Raw genomic sequence first — 17,936 nt, forward strand, 5'->3', positions numbered from 1 at the left:
GATTGCGAGCCCCTTTCATCCGGCGAGGACATGGTGCAGGAGACGGGTCGCGGTCACGGTCGCTCGGCGTAGGGAGGAGCGCAGCTTGGCCGGACTCCCAAGTGGTCACATCCGCGAGCGCGACCGTCTCATGGTGCGCTCCCGCTCCACCCGCCGTCGTCGATCAACTTCACGCAGAGTGTCTAGACGGAACGAAATTCCCCGAACCGCAGCATCCTCGGGCACCACGGGTCGTTCCGAAACACCCGATCACCAGTGGAGTTCCTTCTGCCCAGCCGGTGATCTTGGGGCGTGTTTGTGCAGCCCAGGACCCTGGAGCTGCTGGGCTGGCGTTGGTCAGCGTTCGTGGTTACGTGGCCGTGGCCCTGGCCGTCGTTGGTATCGAGGTTGGGTCGAAGGTCTGGTGGTCGCGGGTGAGGGCCCAGAGGACGTCGACGCGGCGGCGGGCGAGGGCGATGAGGGCCTGGTAGTGGTGTTTGCCTTCGGCGCGTTTCCGGTCGTAGTAGGTGCGGGAGGCGGGGCAGGTGCGTAGCGAGGTGTAGGCGGACATCCAGAAGACGTTGCGCAGGACCCGGTGGTAGCGGCGAGGGCTGTGGTGATTGCCGGAGACGGCGCCGGAGTCGCGGGTGACGGGGGCGAGCCCGGCGTGGGCGGCGAGTTTCGCCGGGCTGTCGTATTCGGTCATGCCATTGGTGTGCACGAGCAGTTCGGCGGTGAGCACGGGTCCCATGCCGGGCAAGCTGCGGATGTACCCGGCCAGCGGATGCTCGCCGATCAGTTGGGCGATCTGCTCGTCGATGTCGGCGGTGCGGTGGGCCAGCGCGAGGATGTCGGCGGTGAGGTGCCGCACGACCAGGGCGGCGGCGCGTTCACCGGGCATACGGACGGTTTGACGGCAGGCGGCGGCGTGCAGCGTGTCGGCGAGGACGGCGGCGTTCGGGATGCCGGCCCGGTGCAGCAGGGCGGTGATGGTGTCGGGGCCGGCGTGCCGGATCGCGGCGGGGGTCTGCCATTGGGCGAGCGCGAGGAGGGGGCCGCGGCGTTTGAGGTCGACGGCGTGTTGCAGGGCGGGGCTGATCGCGGTGAGAGTTTCCTGCAGGCGGCAGATCGCCGCGACCCGCTGCCCGATCAGGTCCGCGCGGTGCGCGGTGAGGACCTTGAGGTCGGCGAGGAGCCGGCCGGACGATTTGAGCTGGGGGATGTCGCAGCGTAGCCGGACGGTCTGGGCGATGATCACCGCATCGCGGGCGTCGGTCTTGTGTTCGCCGGCGAACGCGGCGGCCATGTGGTGAGCGACGGTCCCGGACACGTAGCGCACCGTGTAGTGCCGCTGCCACAGCAGGGTCAGAAGCAGGGCAGATAGCGGCGTGGTGAGGTCCACCGCCCAGCACACGGGCCGGCCGAGTTCAGTAACGTCGGCGATGACCTCGAGCAGGACTGATTCGTCGTTGGCGACACGCCGGGAGTACCTGACCCGGCCGGTGGTGTCGATGGCCGCGATGTGGTGATGGGTGTTGCCGATGTCCACGCCGATCCACAGTTTCGGCACCTGCCGCATCCTCTCCGTCGAGTCCGACCGCTAGGGGTGGTGGTGTCAGCGGGGGTCCGGCGGCCTGCACCTTGGATGACGGCGATAGAGCGCGGGTTTCCCGTAGCGGTCCGCAAGACTGAGCGCTGACACACCTGGCGGGGACAGGGCGGCACCTCCCGGCGGCAGCCACTGAAGTCGACCATCACCACAGAGCCATGTCCGTCCACGCCCGAGCCGGGCCATGGAGCGGCGCCATCGACCATCGATGAACGACGCGGTACCCGGTCCACCAGAGGAAACGATCGATCTCGATACAAAGTGACGACAGCCTCGCACCGGAGGGCACCCCTCCGAGTGAAGATCGCTTGCTTGTTAGCGATGAGGGGCACCCAACGCGCCAACCGAGTACCCCTCGCCTGGGCCCGGGGAGGGCACGGACGGGGCGGCCATCGCGCACCAGTCCGGTCGTAGGGGGTCGGCACCCGCGCAGCGCCCCTGCCGCGCTGCCCGTAACGCGGCCTGCGAGGCGGTTCGCTTGGCCGCAGCGAGATCCGGCAGCCACAACTTCAGCCGGTGTCGATCCGAGTTCCGCCGGAGCCACCGGACCCACCACCGGCATGCGAGAGCGGGCCGCGTCTCCAATGACGGCCACAAGCTACGACGATCACCACACAGCGATACACCGCCCACGCTGAGCCCGGCCGCGACGTGTCACCGTTACCGGTGCGCGGGCAGACCGCCAGGCCCAACCTGGTCAACGATTGCTCTCAATGAAAAGGGACGGCGCTGCAGGGACCGGAGGGAACTCCACGGCACAAATTCCAAGAGTGAGAGGGACCGTTTCGTAGTCGGGGGGCGAGCTGGGTCATCCGCCACGGGGGATCGGCCGCGGTCGGTTTTCGCCTTGGGATCTGTGCGCGGCCTTCCCGTGCCGGATGAGGGCCCGCTCAGGCGGCGGGGCTGGCCGCGCGTCGGTAGGCGAGGAGCCCGGCAACCAGGCCGGCAAGGCCAAGCAATACCCCGGCGAAGCCGAGCCAATTGGTGCCGCTGTCGTCCTTCTCGTCGCTCGCGGCGGCGGCCGGGGCAGTGCTAGCGGCGGCGGCGCCGTGCTCGTCACCGGTACCGGCGGTGAGCTTGAGGACGGGTGCGGGATGCTCGGGTTCGTCCTGCCCGGCTGCGGGGACGTCGATCCAGCGGACGATGTCGCCGTCGGAGTAGGTCTGCAGGGCCTTGAACACAACCTGGTCGGTCTTGGGCAGTGGGCCGAGGGAGACCTCGAACTCCTGGAACTGGCCTGGCTTGATCGCGCTGGTCGCGTCCGCCTTCCAGGTGATCTTGGAGACGGCTTCGGTGATCTCCCCGCCGTCGTCGTCCTTGATCGGGGTAGCCAGTTTCGTCTTCACGGTGGTGGCGGTCCAGCCGGGCAGGGGCCGGGTGGACACCGACGCGATCGGGGTGTCAGTCGGCAGGTTGACCTCGACGGCGGAGGTGTTCGCGGTGTCCTTCTCGTTGGGCACCCGGAACGCGATCTTCGTGTAGCCGCCCTGGGTGGCGCTGTCCGGGTTGACCGTGACGTGCGCGGACGCCGGGCCCGCCAAGGCGAGCGTGGCGACGGCGGCGACCCCGGCAACGACAGCCGCGCGGGCCAGGACGGTACGCAACATCGCGTGTTCCCCTTCAGAAAAGGTCAGACTGCCGTCGGGGTAGTCGCTGCCCGGCAGCGCAAAGTTCCCTCAGGTTAATCCCGAAATTCGCAGGAACTTGTGGGGTCCGGCCGAACGACTACCGACGCGAACATCCCCCGCCCGGCGCCGTTTGGGTGCGCTGCCGACTTGAGGACCTGCTGATGACACTCGCCCCCGATGTCACCGAGCCCGACCCCACGCCGACCCGCACCCGGCCACCCGCCGCCAAGACCTCACCCTTCGGGGCGCTGCTGCTGCGCCTGCACTTCTACGCCGGGATCCTGGTCGCGCCGTTCCTGCTGGTCGCCGCGCTGACCGGACTGGCCTACACCTTCACCCCGCAGTTGGAGAAGCTCGTCTACGCCGACGAGCTGACCGCCGCCAAGCCTGGCGGGCAGGTGCTGCCGCTGGCCCAGCAGGTCGCCGCCGCCCGCGCTGCATACCCGGCCGGCACGCTCACCACGGTCCGGCCGGGCGAGGGCGACGCCACCACCCAGGTCGACTTCACCTCCCCGGACCTCGACGAGGAACACCAGCACACCGTGTACGTCAACCCGTACACGGGTGCGGTGACCGGGCAGATGACGACCTGGTGGGCCACCACGCCGCTGAAGACCTGGTTCGACGACCTGCACCGCAACCTGCACCTCGGCGCGACGGGGCGGCACTACTCCGAGTTCGCCGCGAGCTGGCTGTGGGTCATCACCCTCGGCGGGGTGGTCCTGTGGTGGCGCCGCCACAAGGGTGCCCGCACCGCCCGCCGGCTGCTGGCCCCGGACCTGGCCGCGAAGAAGGGTGTGCGGCGTACCCGTAGCTGGCACGCCGCGACCGGGCTCTGGCTCACCGTCGGCCTGCTCCTCCTGTCCGCCACCGGCATGACCTGGTCCCGCTACGCCGGCGCGAACTTCGCCGCCGCCCTCGACTCGCTGCGCTCCGGCACCCCGTCGGTGTCCACCGCCCTGACCAGCGCCCCCGCCGCGGCGGCCGGTGGACACCACGGCGGCGGCGCAACTACGGCCCCAGTGGCCAGCGTCGACCCCGCCGTCATCGACACCGTCCTGGCCACGGCCCGCAAGGACGGGCTGAGCGGGCCGGTGGCGATCGGCGTGCCCGCCGACGCCGCGACCGCCTGGACGGTCACGCAGACCCGCGATCTGTGGCCGGTCGGCCGCGACAGCGTCGCTGTCGACGCCGCCACCAGCAAGGTCGTCGACCGGGTGAACTTCGCCGACTGGCCGCTGCTGGCCAAGCTGACCCGGTGGGGCATCAACGCCCACATGGGCACCCTGTTCGGCCTCGTCAACCAGCTCCTGCTCGCCGCGCTCGCGATCGGACTCGTCTGCGTCATCGTCTGGGGCTACCGGATGTGGTGGCAGCGCCGCCCCACCCGCGCCGACCGCCGCGCTGTCGTGGGCACCCCGCCGGTGCGCGGCGCTTGGGTCGGGCTGCCCGCCTGGGTGATCGTGGTCGGGGTTCCCGCCGTGGTCGCGCTCGGCTGGGCCCTGCCCTTGTTCGGTATTCCCTTGGCCGCGTTCCTGCTCATTGACGTGATCGTCGGCGGGATGCGCCGCCGGAACGCCGCGGCGCCGACCTCACCCGCACCCGCTGGCAGTTGACACCCGCCAAGCCCCTGCCGAAGCCGAAGCCGCCCTGAGGCTCTGTGAGCCTCTGGAGAGCTCGCCTGAATGTCACGTAACACTTGCTGGCTATGGTGCCGGCTATGCGTCGTCCGCTGCGGGTCGTCGGCCGATGAGCTGGCAGAACGGTCTCACCGGCTTCTTCGCCGGGCTGCTGATCTCCATCGTCACCTCGCCCGTCGGCGTGTCCGGTGCGGTGTTCCTGCTGCCCGTCCAGCTCAGCGTGCTGCACGTCCCGAGTCCGGCGGTCACGCCCACCAACCTGCTGTTCAACATCGTCTCCGGCCCTGGTGCCCTGGCCCGCTACCGACGCAACGGCCAGTTCACCGGCCCACTTGCCAGGCTGCTGATCGGTGGCACGGTCCCCGGTGTCGTCCTCGGCGCGGTCATCCGGGTCTACGCTCTCCCCGGCCCCGAGGTCTTCCGGCTCGTGGCCGCCGCAGTCCTGCTCCCGCTCGGACTCTGGCTCTGTGCCAGAGCGCTGCGTCGCGGTACACCCGACCGGCCACCGCTTTCCCGGCGCACCATCCTGGGGCTCAGCGTCATCACCGGCACCGTCGGTGGCGTCTACGGTATCGGCGGCGGCTCGATCCTCGGACCCATCTTGGCCGGCCGCGGCACGCCGATGACCCAGATCGCGCCCGCGGCCCTCACCGCCACGTTCCTCACGTCCATCGTCGGCGCCTGCACATACGGCATCCTCGCCCTGACCACGACAGGCGACATCGCCCCGCAGTGGACGCTTGGTCTGCTCTGCGGGGCAGGAGGGCTCATCGGCGGGTACCTCGGCGCTCGGCTACAGCCCTACCTACCCGAGAACACACTGCGGCTGCTCCTCGGAACGCTCGCCACAGCCCTCGCCGTGCTCTACCTGATCCAAGGCTTGAGTCCTCACCGCCACGGCAAGTAGGTCACGATTACGGCTGGCGACGGGCCCGCAAACGCACGGCCTCAAGCAGTCAGCTCGCGTCGGCTGGCAACGGGACGGGCTCAGCCAGGGTGGCAAACCCGAACGTCATCGGCAATGCATGCCGCGGCCGGGGCGGGCTGGATGTGTCAGGAACAGCTCCCGTGCGAGGTAGCCCAATGAGGCAGCACAGAATGTCGCGCCGTCCCAAGAACTGCACCGTGTGCCGTACTCCTGCGCGCGGCGTCGGTATTGGCGGACCCCGGGGCTTGCATCCGGTACTTAGGTACAGGCTTACCGTCGAGTCATGACCACCACCGAAGATCCAGCGTGGGTGCCTGAGGCGTGCACCCTGCCCACCGCCGATCGGCCGCTGCGGCTGGCCGAGTTCGATGATCTGTTCGCGTCCGCGTTGCTCGTCCAGCAGCGGGTGTCGGCCACCGTGTTGCGCTGGGACCTCGACCCGGTGATCGAGGCTGCTGCCCGGGATCTGACCGGCCGCGAGAGCGAGTGCTGCTCGTTCTTCACCTTCACTTTCCGCCGGAACGGTGAGGTGCTGCGGCTGGAGGTCGAGGTGCCGGCCGCGCACGTCGAGGTCCTCGACGCTCTCGCCCGGCGGGCCGCAGCCGGGATCCGGTCGTGACCGGGCTGCGCAGCGGTCAGCTCGCCGACGCGGCGGGGGTCAACCTGCAAACCCTGCGCTACTACGAGCGCCGCGGCCTGCTGGAGCAACCGGAACGCAGTCTCGGCGGCCACCGGCTCTATCCGGCCGAGGCGGTGACCGTACTGAAGGTGATCAAGGCGGCGCAGCGGCTCGGGTTCACCCTCGACGAGGTCGCTGACCTGCTCGCCGCCGGCGGTCACCGGCACCGCGGCCCGGACGCCGGGCTGCAGGAGCGTGCCCGGACCAAACTCGCCGAGGTGGAGACGAAGATCGCCGATCTTGAGGCGATCGCTTCGAGCTTGCGGGCTGCGGTCGCGGCCGGCTGCGACGACCTGGTCGCCTGCGCCGGTGAACCGTGCTGCCCGATTCCGTTCGCCACCATCGCGCGAGGAGTTCCCGATGCCGGTCGCTGAGCGCGTCCGCCGCGTGCTGCCGTCCGGGCTGACCGGCCTGGCCGGGATCGCCTGCGCTGCCTGTTGCATGATTCCGGTGCTGATCGCCGCCGGGGTCCTGTCCGGCGCGGGGTGGGCTGCCGCTGGCGCTTGGCTACCCGGCGTCGCGGTTGTCCTGGCTGTGACGGCGGGCGGCGCGTGGTGGTGGGTGTCGCGGCGACGGCACCGGGTCGGGTGTGCCGGTGGTGGCTGCGCGTGCGGATCCCGGTGATCCCGTTAACGGCATCCGATGATCACCAGCGGGTGGGTTGCCCGGCATGACCATCGTCCGTTCGCTGCCGCTGTTCGCCCTGGCCGCGCTCGCCGAGATCGGCGGGGCCTGGCTGATCTGGCAGGGCTGGCGGGAGAACCGCGGCCTGTGGTGGATCGCCGCCGGCGTCATCGCGTTGGGCGCCTACGGCTTCGTCGCCACCCTGCAACCAGAGGCGAATTTCGGCCGGATTTTGGCCGCCTACGGCGGCATCTTCGTCGCCGGCTCGCTGGCCTGGGCCATGGTGGTCGACAAGTTCCGCCCCGACCGGTGGGACATCATCGGCGCGGCCATCTGTCTGATCGGCGTCGCCGTGATCATGTATGCGCCCCGCGCCGCCAACTGAAAACCCACCGCCGTTGGCGGCAGTGTCCGGTGTGATCCGTAGCTCGCCTCGGGCAGGAATCCGACCTGCCGCCGGTCGGGTACGCGCAGGGGCTGTCTGGAAAGCGAAGACGGTTCCCGGTACCGTCCTTGTTGCACATTATCGGCAACAGCGTCTTCTTGGCGTCAAGGGGGATCGGGATGAGTGTGTACACGCTGCCGGACATGCCGTACGACTACGGTGCGCTGGAGCCGGCGATGTCCGGGGAGATCCTGGAGTTGCACCACAGCAAGCACCACGCCGCGTACGTCAAGGGCAGCAACGACACCCTCGACCAGCTCGCCGAAGCCCGCGACAGGGGCGACTACTCGACACTGGTCGGGCTGGAGAAGACCCTCGCGTTCCACCTGTCCGGCCACGTGTTGCACTCGATCTTCTGGAACAACCTGTCCCCGGACGGCGGCGAGCGCCCCGACGGCGATCTCGCGGCTGCGATCGAGGAGCACTTCGGCTCGTTCGAGGCGTTTGCCGCGCACCTGTCGACGGCGACGAAGTCGGTGCAGGGTTCGGGCTGGGGGGTGCTGGCCTGGGAGCCACTGGGCGCGCGGCTGATCGTGGAGCAGGTCTATGACCATCACGGCAACGTCGGGCAGGGTTCCGTGCCGCTGCTGGTGTTCGACGCCTGGGAGCACGCGTACTACCTGCAGTACCGCAACGTGCGCCCGGACTACGTCGACCGGCTGTGGAATCTGGTCAACTGGGCCGACGTGACCGCCCGGTTCGACGCCGCCCGCGCGGCCGGTCCGGCGATTCCCGGGCTGCGATGAGCTGCGACCCGGAGCGGGTGTTCGGCCTGGCCCAGCAGGCGGCCGGGGTGATCGCGGCTCGGCATCGCGGTGACCTGGCCGGCGCGGATGCGCTGCTGGCCGGCTTCCCCGACGACGCGGCCCGGGTCCACGGGTTCGTGCTGCTGGCCGAACTCGCCCTGGCGCTGGTCCGGGCACAGACCGGGCAGAGCATGAATGACCTCGTCCAGGAGTTGAGCCTGCACATGGCCGCCGCCGCGCTGCACCCGCCGGGTGGCAGCGCGGCGGCCTGAACCGACCGCATGCTGTCCTGCTCGACGGTGCGCCGTCGGGCCGGACAGGGGTCACCTCGGACTATGCGGGCGTGGGCGCGGCGGGTGAGCAGTCGGTGCGGCGGCCGGTGCGGGTGAGCCTGTCACGGTCGAAGCGGTAGCCGGTTCGGTTGCTCGGCGTCGTGCAGCAGCGCGTCGCCCCGGCCGTCATTGCGGGTGAGGTCGGCGTCACGATGAGCAGCGACACGCCCGACACACCATCTGGTGTGTGGCACACCGGGGGCGTCCATATATGGTGTCGCACGTAGCTGGTTCGATCGTCCTTTCGGGATGGTCGAGGCAAGAGGGAACCCGGTGTGAGTCCGGGACTGCCCCGCAGCGGTGAGTGGGAACGACCGCCGTCACACAGCACTGGGCCCGGCTGGGTCTGGGAAGCGACGGCCAGTAGGCGACCTGGTGTCATGCCCGCGAGTCCGAAGACCTGCCAGCGCGCCGTACACATCGGTGTGCGGCGGTCGAAGGCCGCGTGGGACGGCCGACGCCATCAGCCGGGCCGTGCTGCACGCGGTCCGGTGGCGTTCCCCGCGCGTTCGTCGATCTTGGGACGGGTGCGAGGAGGGGGACATGACGGCTGTGGGGGACAGGACCGCGCCGGATCCGGCGGTGCCGGAGCAGCGGCGGCATGTGATGCAGGTCCGCAAGCGCGACGGCGACACCGAGCCGGTGGACGTCAACAAGATCGTCAAGGCGGTGGAGCGGTGGGTCGCCGACCTGGACGAGGTCGATCCGCTGCGGGTGGCCACCAAGACGATCAGCGGTCTGTACGACGGGGCGACCACCGCCGAGCTGGACAAGCTGTCGATCCAGACCGCGGCGGAGCTGATCGGTGAGGAGCCGCAGTACTCGAAGCTGGCGGCCCGGTTGCTGGCCGCGTACGTGGACAAAGAGGTCCGCCTCCAGGGGGTGGCGAGTTTCAGCCAGTCGATCCGCTACGGCCACCAGCAGGGTCTGATCGGCGATGAGACCGCGGCGTTCGTGGCCCGCAACGCGCGCAAGCTCGACGACGCCGTGGACCTGGATGGGGATCTGCGGTTCGAGTACTTCGGCCTGCGGACCGTGGCGGACCGGTATCTGCTGCGCCACCCGGAAAGTCGGCTGGTGGTGGAGTCGCCGCAGTACTGGCTGCTGCGGGTGGCGTGCGGGCTGTCGCAAAGCCCGGGCGAGGCAATCGACTTCTACCGGCTGATGTCGTCGCTGGCGTACCTGCCCAGCTCGCCGACACTGTTCAACTCCGGTACCCGGCACACCCAGATGTCGTCGTGCTTCCTTGTCGACTCGCCCCGCGACGAACTGGACTCCATCTACGAGCGCTACCACCAGGTCGCGAAGCTGTCGAAGTTCTCCGGCGGCATCGGCATCTCCTGGTCCCGCGTCCGCGGCCGGGGCGCGCTGATCCGCGGCACCAACGGCAGGTCCAACGGCATCGTGCCGTTCCTCAAGACCCTGGACGCCGGCGTGGCCGCGGTCAACCAGGGCGGCCGGCGCAAGGGCGCGGCCTGCGTCTACCTGGAGCCGTGGCACCCGGACATCGAGGAGTTCCTGGAGCTGCGGGACAACACCGGCGAGGACTCCCGCCGCACGCACAACCTGAACCTGGCGAACTGGATTCCGGACGAGTTCATGCGCCGGGTCGAGGCCGACGCCGACTGGTCGCTGATCGACCCGTCCGACGCCCCGGAACTGCCGGATCTCTACGGGGAAGCGTTCGACGAGGCGTACCGCGCCGCGGAGAAGAAGGCGGTCAAGACCGTCAAGGCCCGAGATCTGTACGGGCGGATGATGCGCACCCTGGCGCAGACCGGCAACGGCTGGATGACCTTCAAGGACCCGTCGAACCGGCTGTCGAACCAGACCGGGGCCCCGGGGAACTCGATCCACCTGTCGAACCTGTGCACCGAGATCCTCGAAGTGAACAGCGACGACGAGACCGCGGTCTGCAACCTCGGCTCGATCAACCTGGGCGCACACGTCAGCCCGGACGGGGTCGACTGGGCGCGGCTGCAGTCGACCGTCCGCACCGCGGTGGTGTTCCTCGACCGGGTCATCGACATCAACTACTACCCAGCCCAGCAGGCCGCCGCGTCGAACCCGCGCTGGCGCCCGGTCGGCCTGGGGCTGATGGGCCTGCAGGACGCGTTCTTCACCCTCGGCCTGCCGTTCGACTCTCCCGCAGCGCGGGAGCTGTCGACCCGGGTCCAGGAGGAGATCCTGCTGACCGCCATGGAGGCATCGGCCACCCTGGCGCAGGAGTTCGGTGCGCATCCCGCATACGCCGAGACCCGGGCCGCCCAGGGTGAGCTGCACCCCGACCTGTGGGGCGCTGAGCCGACACAGACCGAGCGGTGGGCCGGACTCAAGGCCCGAATCGCCGAGCACGGGCTGCGGAACTCGCTGCTCGTGGCGATCGCGCCGACCGCGACGATCGCGTCGATCGCCGGGTGTTACGAGTGCATCGAGCCGCAGGTGTCCAACCTGTTCAAGCGCGAGACAATGTCCGGCGAGTTCCTGCAGATCAACACGTACCTCGTCCGCGAGCTGAAGGCGCGTGGGCTGTGGACCGCTGCGGTCCGCGACCAGATCAAACGCGCCGAAGGGTCCGTGCAGGGCATCGGCGAATTGCCGCCGGAGGTGCGGGAGCTGTTCCGCACGGCGTGGGAGTTGCCTCAGCGCGCCCTGATCGACCTCGCCGCGGCGCGCGCCCCGTACATCGATCAGTCGCAGTCGCTGAACCTGTTCCTGGGCGCACCGACCATCGGCAAGCTTTCCTCGATGTACCTGTACGCCTGGAAAGCCGGGCTGAAGACCACCTACTACCTGCGCTCGCGTCCCGCGACGCGCATTCAGCAGGCCACCGTCGCCGTCACCCCGACCACCGTCACCGCGCCAGTCGTGGCCGATGACGAGGCGCTGGCCTGCTCCCTGGAAAACCCCGAATCCTGCGAGGCGTGCCAGTGACCACCATTCCCGAACCCCGCACCGCCACCGATGCCGATCCCGGCGCGCGACACCTGTTGCTCGACCCGGGGATGGACCTGACCCTGCGCCCGATGCGGTACCCGCACTTCTTCGACCGGTTCAAGGACGCCATCAAGAACACCTGGACCGTCGAGGAGGTCGACCTGCACTCCGACCTCGCCGACCTGGCCAAACTGTCACCAGCGGAGCAGCACCTCGTCTCGCGGCTGGTCGCGTTCTTCGCCACCGGCGACACCATCGTCGCCAACAACCTGGTGCTCAACCTGTACCAGCACGTCAACTCCCCCGAGGGCCGGCTCTACCTGTCCCGGCAGCTGTTCGAGGAGGCCGTACACGTCCAGTTCTACCTGAACCTGCTCGACACATACGTCCCCGACGAACAGGAACGGTTCGCGGCGTTCGCCGCGGTCGAGAACATCCCGTCCATCGCCCGCAAGGCAGACTTCTGCTTCAAGTGGATCGACTCGATCTATGAGCTGCGGGAGCTGAAGACCCGCGACGACCGACGAGCGTTCCTGCTCAACCTGATCTGCTTCGCCGCCTGCATCGAGGGCCTGTTCTTCTACGGCGCCTTCGCGTACGTGTACTTCCTACGCTCCCGCGGCCTGCTCCACGGGCTCGCCTCCGGCACCAACTGGGTGTTCCGCGACGAGTCCATGCACATGGCGTTCGCGTTCGACGTCGTCGAAACGGTGCGCGCGGAGGAGCCCGATCTGTTCGACGCCGACATGCAGCAGCAGGTCCGCGACATGCTGGCCGAGGCCGTCGAATGCGAGGTCCAGTTCGCCGCCGACCTGCTCGAACAGGGTGTCTCCGGCATGTCACTGGCCGACATGCGCGAATACCTGCAACACGTCGCCGACCGCCGGCTGGCCGTGCTGGGCATCGCACCGATGTACGGCAGCCGCAACCCGTTCGCGTTCATGGAACTGCAGGACGTCCAGGAACTGTCCAACTTCTTCGAACGGCGGGTGTCCGCCTACCAGGTCGGCGTGACCGGGACCGTCAGCTTCGACGACGAGTTCTGACCGGCTGACCGGTGCTGCTGTCCTGCGCGACACCGCGCAGGGCAGCAGCGATGCTCTCGCACACACACTCCGCCTCGCCGGCCCCGGCGAGGATCGCCTCGATCTGCGCCAGCCGGGTGTGCGCGTCCCGCAGTTGCTGGTGCAGGCGGTCGGCACGTGCGGTCCGCGCGCCGACCTGCCGGCGGGAGGCATCGAGGCGTGCGAAGTCCGCGGGCCGGACCGCGACCATCTCGTCCCCGTCGACGGTCACGGCATGCGTGTCGATCTTGCGGCCCATGCGGCACCCTCCGTGCGACGGACATCAGATGACAAGTCAACCATGGGGCGACCAATCACCCATCCGTCACGGCGGATGGCCTGTCGAATCTCGATGCCCCACCGGGGGGCCGTGGGTTCGGGGGCCGAGACTCGGGTTTCCGCTGTGCCTCATGGCGGCTGAGCTGGGGTGCAGGCCACCGCTGGCGTATCGCAGCATCGCTACCGTCCAGCGAGGCCGGTGGGCGGCGCCTCCATCGCCTGCCGTCTCGTTGCGTGGACGGCATGCGGCTGATCGGGAGGTTGTGCCCGTACCATGGTGGACGGTGCTGGTTCGCCCCGGCCGCGACGGTTGGGGCGGCGTAAGAGGGAACCCGGTGTGAGACCGGGACTGCCCCGCAGCGGTGAGTGGGAACGACCGCCGTCATGAAGCACTGGACCCGTGTGGGTCTGGGAAGCGACGGCCAGTAGGCGACCACCTGTGGTCACGCCCGCGAGTCCGAAGACCTGCCCGCGCCGCGCACACCGCCGGTGTGCGCCGCCGGCGGTCTCTCGGGAGGGCCTGGGCGGAAATCCGGTACCTGGTCGTACCCTGCCTTCCCCCTTCCCCGTCCCGTGCCCGCCGGGCACTTCGAGGGAAGGACCTTTGTGGTGAGTACCACAATCGGGCAGAACAGCAGCTTCGGGCAGAGCACGGTGCTCGGCTACCCGCGCATCGGCGCGAACCGGGAACTGAAGCAGGCCGTCGAAGCCTATTGGGCCGGGCGGATCGACGCCGCCGCGTTGGAGCAGACGGCCGCCGGGCTGCGGGCTGGGGTGTGGCAGACGCTGCGTGACGCCCGCCTCGACGCGATCCCGTCCAACACGTTCTCCTACTACGACCACGTCCTGGACACCGCGGTCGCGGTCGGCGCGATCCCGGACCGGTTCCGCCGGCTCGGGCTCTCCGAGCTGGACACCTACTTCGCGATGGCGCGCGGCGTGGACGCCGAGCCTGCCCTGGAACTGACGAAGTGGTTCGCCAGCAACTACCACTACCTGGTCCCGGAGATCGGCCCGGACACCGTGTTCACCGCCAACCCGGCCAAGGCACTCCAGGAGTACGCCGAAGCGCGCGCCCTGGGCATCACGACCCGGCCGGTGCTGGTCGGACCGGCCACGTTCCTGCTGCTGGCCAAGGGCGCCGACCCGTTCGCGCGCCTCGACGACCTCACCGAGACGTACGCCGAGATCCTCGGCGCGCTGGCGGACGCCGGTGTGGCGTGGGTGCAACTGGACGAGCCCGCCTACGTCGCTGACCGCACCCCGGCCGAGATCGACGCGCTGCGCCGCACCTATGCCAGGCTCGGTGCGCTCACCCACCGGCCGCAGATCTTCGTGGCGACCTACTTCGGGGAGCTCGGCGACGCCCTGCCGGCACTGCTCGCCACCGGAGTCGAGGCGGTCGGGCTGGATCTGGTCGCGGGACCGGGCAACCTTGCACGGCTCGCCGCCGCGGGCCCGCTGCGTGGCACGACGATCGTGGCCGGGCTGGTGGACGGGCACAACGTGTGGCGCACCGACCTGCGCGCGGCAGCCGCAGCCGGCGCCACGGTCGCCGGGCTGGCCGACCACGTCGCCGTGTCCACGTCCTGCTCGCTGCTGCACGTACCGGTCGACCTGGCCGCCGAGACGGCGCTGGACCCGCAGCTGGCCGAGCGGCTGGCGTTCGCCCGGCAGAAGGTCGACGAGGTGGTGCTGCTGGGCCGGGCGCTGCGCGACGGCACCGCGCAGCTTCCCCCGCCGCTGCCGCCGGTTCCGGCCGGGTGGCGGCGCGACGACGTCCGGGCGCGGCTTTCCGCCCTCGGCAGCAACGGTCGCCGGCGCGGCGACTATGCCGTGCGGGCCGTCCGGCAGCAGGAACGGCTGACTCTGCCGGAGCTGCCGACCACCACGATCGGTTCGTTCCCGCAGACCGCCGAGCTACGCGCGGCCCGCGCGGCCCGGCGCGCCGGCACCCTCGACGACGCCGGGTACGCCGAGCGGATGCGCGCCGAGGTCGCGCAGGTCATCCGACTCCAAGAGGAGCTGGGCTTGGACGTGCTGGTGCACGGGGAACCGGAACGCAACGACATGGTGCAGTACTTCGGTGAACAGCTCGACGGGTTCGCCGCCACCGACCACGGCTGGGTGCAGTCCTACGGCTCCCGCTGCGTGCGCCCGCCGATCATCTACGGCGACGTGGCCCGCCCGGCGCCGATGACCGTCGCCTGGGCCACCTACGCGCAGTCGCTGACCAGCAAGCCGGTCAAGGGCATGCTGACCGGGCCGGTCACCATCCTCGCCTGGTCGTTCGCCCGCACCGACCAGCCCCTCGCCGACACCGCCGACCAGATGGCCCTCGCCCTGCGCGACGAATGCCACGACCTGGAGGCCGCCGGTATCCGGGTGATCCAGGTCGACGAACCCGCCCTGCGGGAACTGCTGCCGCTGCGCACCGCCGACCAGCAGGGGTACCTGGACTGGGCGGTCGGCGCGTTCCGCCTCGCAACCAGCGGAGTCGCGGACAGCACCCAGATCCACACCCACCTGTGCTACTCCGAGTTCGGTGAGGTCATCACCGCCATCGACGCGCTCGACGCCGACGTCACCAGCATCGAAGCGTCCCGCTCGAAGATGGAAGTCCTCGACGACCTCGCCGCGATCGGCTACGGGCGGGGTGTCGGGCCCGGTGTGTGGGACATCCACTCGCCGCGGGTGCCGTCCCACGACGAGGTGGCCGACGCTGTGCGCCGGGCAGTGGCGGCGGTGCCCGCCCGGCGGTTGTGGGTCAACCCGGACTGTGGCCTGAAGACCCGCGGCTACCCCGAGGTCGAGGCGTCGCTGCGGCGTCTCGTCGCGGCCGCCGCCGAGGTCCGCGGCCACTGACCGCACGAGGCCGGGCGGGCGTCCGCGGATACCCGCCCGGCCCGCTCGAACGGCTGCCTGTTCCCGGGTCGCGTTGACGGTGCTCCGGGGGCGGCTCTAGGGTCGACGCTGGGACGGTGTGAGGAAGCTGGGGAGGGTCCAGCACGGTCGCGCCACTGTGAGCCGGCAGCCGTAAGGGCAGCCGGTCAGTCAGATACTCACCCGTCTCCCATGCTCACCCGAACGAGGGACGCACGATCCCCAGAGGAGACATACATGAGTTCCATGCCGCACTCCACCACCGCGGCGACGCCGCTGGTCATCCCCGGCTCGCGGGCCGTGTTCTGGCTGGTCGGCACCGCACTGCTCGCGCTGGCGGTGTACTACTTCATCGGCGTCGACCAGGGCGCCGTGTCGGTGTTCGGCAACGACACCCACATCCACGAGTTCGTCCACGACGGCCGACACTTCCTCGGCTTCCCCTGCCACTGACCAGCCAGGACACGGACAACTCGACATGCAGAAGCAACTGATCGGGCGCGGCCTCATCGCCGGCGCCCTCGGCGGGCTGCTCGCCTTCCTCTTCGCCCGGATCTTCGCCGAGCCGCAGATCCAGCAGGCCATCGACTACGAAACCGGCCGCGACGCCGCCCAGGAAGCCCTGGACAAGGCCGCCGGTCTCGCCGTCGAGGCCGGCGGCGCCGACCCGTTCTCCCGGGCCGTGCAAGCCAACGTCGGGATCGGCGTCGCCCTCATCTTCTTCGGCGCCGCGATGGGTGCGCTGTTCGCCGTGGCCTACGCGCTCTACCTCGGCCGCGCCGGCCGGGTGCGCCCCCGCACCCTCGCCTTGCTGGTGGCCGGGGGCGGGTTCCTCGGCATGTACCTGGTGCCGTTCCTGAAATACCCGGCCAACCCACCCGCGATCGGCCACGAGGACACCATCCAACAACGCAGCAGCTTCTACCTGCTGATGGTCGCCTGCTCGGTGCTGTTCCTCGCGCTGACGGTGTGGCTGGGCAAACGCCTCCAGCCGCGCTTCGGCACCTGGAACGCGACCCTGATCGCGGGCGGGGTGTTCATCGCGGCCACCGCCGTGGTGATGCTGATCCTGCCGTCGTTCGGGGACCTGGCCGCCAACAAGCAATACCACCAGGGCACCGAAACCCCGGCGCCGCTCACCGACGACAACGGGCGGATCGTGTTCCCCGGTTTCCCCGCCGACCTGCTGTTCAACTTCCGGCTGTACTCGATCGGCGCCCAGCTGGTCCTGTGGGCCACCATCGGCCTGGTCTTCGCGCCGATGGCCGAACGGCTCCTGACCGGGTCGCGCACCCAGCAGGCCGAGGCGGCCGAACCAGTGACGGTCAGCGGCTGAGTACCGCCTGCCACTGCTGACGTCGGACCTCGTCCGGCGTCAGCACGCAGTCGCCGCACGTACCGCCGCCGGGGATCCGGTAGTACAGGCAGCAGTTGTTACGCACCAGGAACCAGCGCGCCCGCTCCGGATCGGGTCGGACCAGGGCGGCAGTCCCATCCAGCGGGGCCAGACTGAGCATCTGCGCGACGATGGCCGCGCTGCGCTCGGCGTGGCCGGGCACGCCGTCGGCAATCATCCCGGCAGCACCACCCAGCGCCGAAGACACGTTGCCCCACAACACCTGCGGCGACAGGGCGAACCGGCGGCGGAACACCTCGACGATCGGCTCGACCAGTCCTCGCACGGTTGTCCGGGTCAACGCCTGCGCGATCGTCACGGCGTCGCGGCCTGCACAGTCGGCGGCGGCCAGTCCGCGAACGGCGATCGGGATCGGGCCGCCCGCCACCGGCCGCCACCACATCCGGTCCTGCTCCGGTATCGGCAGGGCATCCCCGACCACGGCGGCGGCCAGCACTGGCGACAGCAGCCGGGACACCAGGCCGAGGAAGATAATCGACGCGGCCTCCCGCTCGCCGATGTCGGCGCGGGTCAGCCCCGACATGAGCGCCAGGGTCTGCCGGCCGACCTCCACGCGTTCGCTGATCACATCGAGCTCCAGCAGCTCCGCCAGCGGCCGCCAGCCCGATTCGCCGTCCCACGGCTGCCACGCGAAGTACGGTCCCAGCCGCGCAGCGGCCCCCAGCACGGGTCCGGCGTCGATCTCAGGCCCCAGCAGATCGGACGACACGGCCACCACCGTACGGGGTCGTCCACGAGTTCAGCGA

Annotated in this window: 16 protein-coding genes and 3 riboswitches; of the genes, 12 read left to right on the forward strand and 4 right to left on the reverse strand. The window is 70.0% G+C overall.

Annotation, left to right across the window (positions count from 1 at the left end; genetic code table 11):
- Positions 1 to 349: 349 nt before the first annotated feature.
- Both ACMCNN_RS30000 and ACMCNN_RS30005 read right to left on the reverse strand, forming a co-directional pair.
- Entirely contained in the window at positions 350 to 1,549 is a 1,200-nt protein-coding gene (locus ACMCNN_RS30000; RefSeq protein ID WP_412743815.1) for an IS110 family transposase, read from the reverse strand.
- A 929-nt stretch (positions 1,550 to 2,478) separates the two neighbouring features.
- Positions 2,479 to 3,195 carry a YcnI family protein gene (locus tag ACMCNN_RS30005; RefSeq protein ID WP_412743816.1) on the reverse strand — a complete coding sequence of 239 codons (717 nt, stop codon included), beginning with the start codon at positions 3,193 to 3,195 and terminating at the stop codon, positions 2,479 to 2,481.
- 182 nt (positions 3,196 to 3,377) lie between these two features.
- Between ACMCNN_RS30005 and ACMCNN_RS30010 the strand changes: the two genes are divergently transcribed.
- The 9 genes from ACMCNN_RS30010 (at position 3,378) to ACMCNN_RS30050 (ending at position 12,593) form a co-directional block, all read left to right on the forward strand.
- A complete protein-coding gene (locus tag ACMCNN_RS30010) occupies positions 3,378 to 4,832 on the forward strand; it encodes a PepSY-associated TM helix domain-containing protein (protein WP_412743817.1) in 1,455 nt (484 codons plus the stop codon).
- Between the two features lie 133 nt (positions 4,833 to 4,965).
- Positions 4,966 to 5,763 carry a sulfite exporter TauE/SafE family protein gene (locus ACMCNN_RS30015; protein WP_412743818.1) on the forward strand — a complete coding sequence of 266 codons (798 nt, stop codon included), beginning with the start codon at positions 4,966 to 4,968 and terminating at the stop codon, positions 5,761 to 5,763.
- A gap of 304 nt (positions 5,764 to 6,067) precedes the next feature.
- Positions 6,068 to 6,403: a hypothetical protein gene (locus ACMCNN_RS30020; protein WP_412743819.1), complete on the forward strand. Its 336-nt coding sequence runs from the start codon at positions 6,068 to 6,070 to the stop codon at positions 6,401 to 6,403.
- Positions 6,400 to 6,837 carry a MerR family transcriptional regulator gene (locus tag ACMCNN_RS30025; protein ID WP_412743820.1) on the forward strand — a complete coding sequence of 146 codons (438 nt, stop codon included), beginning with the start codon at positions 6,400 to 6,402 and terminating at the stop codon, positions 6,835 to 6,837. The genes ACMCNN_RS30020 and ACMCNN_RS30025 overlap by 4 nt, the downstream gene beginning before the upstream one ends.
- 296 nt (positions 6,838 to 7,133) lie before the next feature.
- Positions 7,134 to 7,472 carry a YnfA family protein gene (locus ACMCNN_RS30030; protein WP_412743821.1) on the forward strand — a complete coding sequence of 113 codons (339 nt, stop codon included), beginning with the start codon at positions 7,134 to 7,136 and terminating at the stop codon, positions 7,470 to 7,472.
- Positions 7,473 to 7,651: 179 nt separating this feature from the next.
- Entirely contained in the window at positions 7,652 to 8,278 is a 627-nt protein-coding gene (locus ACMCNN_RS30035) for a superoxide dismutase (RefSeq protein ID WP_412743822.1), read from the forward strand.
- On the forward strand, positions 8,275 to 8,550 hold the full coding sequence (locus ACMCNN_RS30040) for a superoxide dismutase (RefSeq protein ID WP_412743823.1): 276 nt from the start codon (positions 8,275 to 8,277) through the stop codon (positions 8,548 to 8,550). The genes ACMCNN_RS30035 and ACMCNN_RS30040 overlap by 4 nt, the downstream gene beginning before the upstream one ends.
- Positions 8,551 to 8,821: 271 nt before the next feature.
- A riboswitch (cobalamin riboswitch) is annotated at positions 8,822 to 9,033 on the forward strand.
- Positions 9,034 to 9,153: 120 nt separating this feature from the next.
- The gene (locus tag ACMCNN_RS30045; RefSeq protein WP_412743824.1) at positions 9,154 to 11,544 is read left to right on the forward strand and encodes a ribonucleoside-diphosphate reductase subunit alpha; all 2,391 of its coding nucleotides are present in this window, start codon (positions 9,154 to 9,156) and stop codon (positions 11,542 to 11,544) included.
- A gap of 71 nt (positions 11,545 to 11,615) precedes the next feature.
- Complete coding sequence (locus ACMCNN_RS30050; protein WP_412747327.1) at positions 11,616 to 12,593, forward strand: ribonucleotide-diphosphate reductase subunit beta; 978 nt, start codon at positions 11,616 to 11,618, stop codon at positions 12,591 to 12,593.
- Here ACMCNN_RS30050 and ACMCNN_RS30055 read toward each other — a convergent pair.
- Positions 12,571 to 12,870 carry a hypothetical protein gene (locus tag ACMCNN_RS30055; protein ID WP_412743825.1) on the reverse strand — a complete coding sequence of 100 codons (300 nt, stop codon included), beginning with the start codon at positions 12,868 to 12,870 and terminating at the stop codon, positions 12,571 to 12,573. The genes ACMCNN_RS30050 and ACMCNN_RS30055 overlap by 23 nt on opposite strands.
- Before the next feature lie 291 nt (positions 12,871 to 13,161).
- Positions 13,162 to 13,378, forward strand: a riboswitch (cobalamin riboswitch).
- Positions 13,379 to 13,499: 121 nt separating this feature from the next.
- Between ACMCNN_RS30055 and metE the strand changes: the two genes are divergently transcribed.
- The 3 genes from metE (at position 13,500) to ACMCNN_RS30070 (ending at position 17,109) form a co-directional block, all read left to right on the forward strand.
- Entirely contained in the window at positions 13,500 to 15,755 is a 2,256-nt protein-coding gene (metE, locus tag ACMCNN_RS30060; RefSeq protein ID WP_412743826.1) for a 5-methyltetrahydropteroyltriglutamate--homocysteine S-methyltransferase, read from the forward strand.
- An 82-nt stretch (positions 15,756 to 15,837) separates the two neighbouring features.
- Positions 15,838 to 15,975, forward strand: a riboswitch (cobalamin riboswitch).
- A gap of 35 nt (positions 15,976 to 16,010) precedes the next feature.
- Complete coding sequence (locus ACMCNN_RS30065; RefSeq protein WP_412743827.1) at positions 16,011 to 16,226, forward strand: CbtB domain-containing protein; 216 nt, start codon at positions 16,011 to 16,013, stop codon at positions 16,224 to 16,226.
- 25 nt (positions 16,227 to 16,251) lie between these two features.
- Complete coding sequence (locus ACMCNN_RS30070; protein WP_412743828.1) at positions 16,252 to 17,109, forward strand: CbtA family protein; 858 nt, start codon at positions 16,252 to 16,254, stop codon at positions 17,107 to 17,109.
- Here the strand turns inward: ACMCNN_RS30070 and ACMCNN_RS30075 are convergent.
- Complete coding sequence (locus ACMCNN_RS30075; protein ID WP_412743829.1) at positions 17,099 to 17,899, reverse strand: (2Fe-2S)-binding protein; 801 nt, start codon at positions 17,897 to 17,899, stop codon at positions 17,099 to 17,101. The genes ACMCNN_RS30070 and ACMCNN_RS30075 overlap by 11 nt on opposite strands.
- Between the last annotated feature and the right edge of the window lie 37 nt (positions 17,900 to 17,936).

This window comes from Krasilnikovia sp. MM14-A1004, assembly GCF_047159485.1.
In the GTDB taxonomy this organism is placed as follows: domain Bacteria; phylum Actinomycetota; class Actinomycetes; order Mycobacteriales; family Micromonosporaceae; genus Actinoplanes.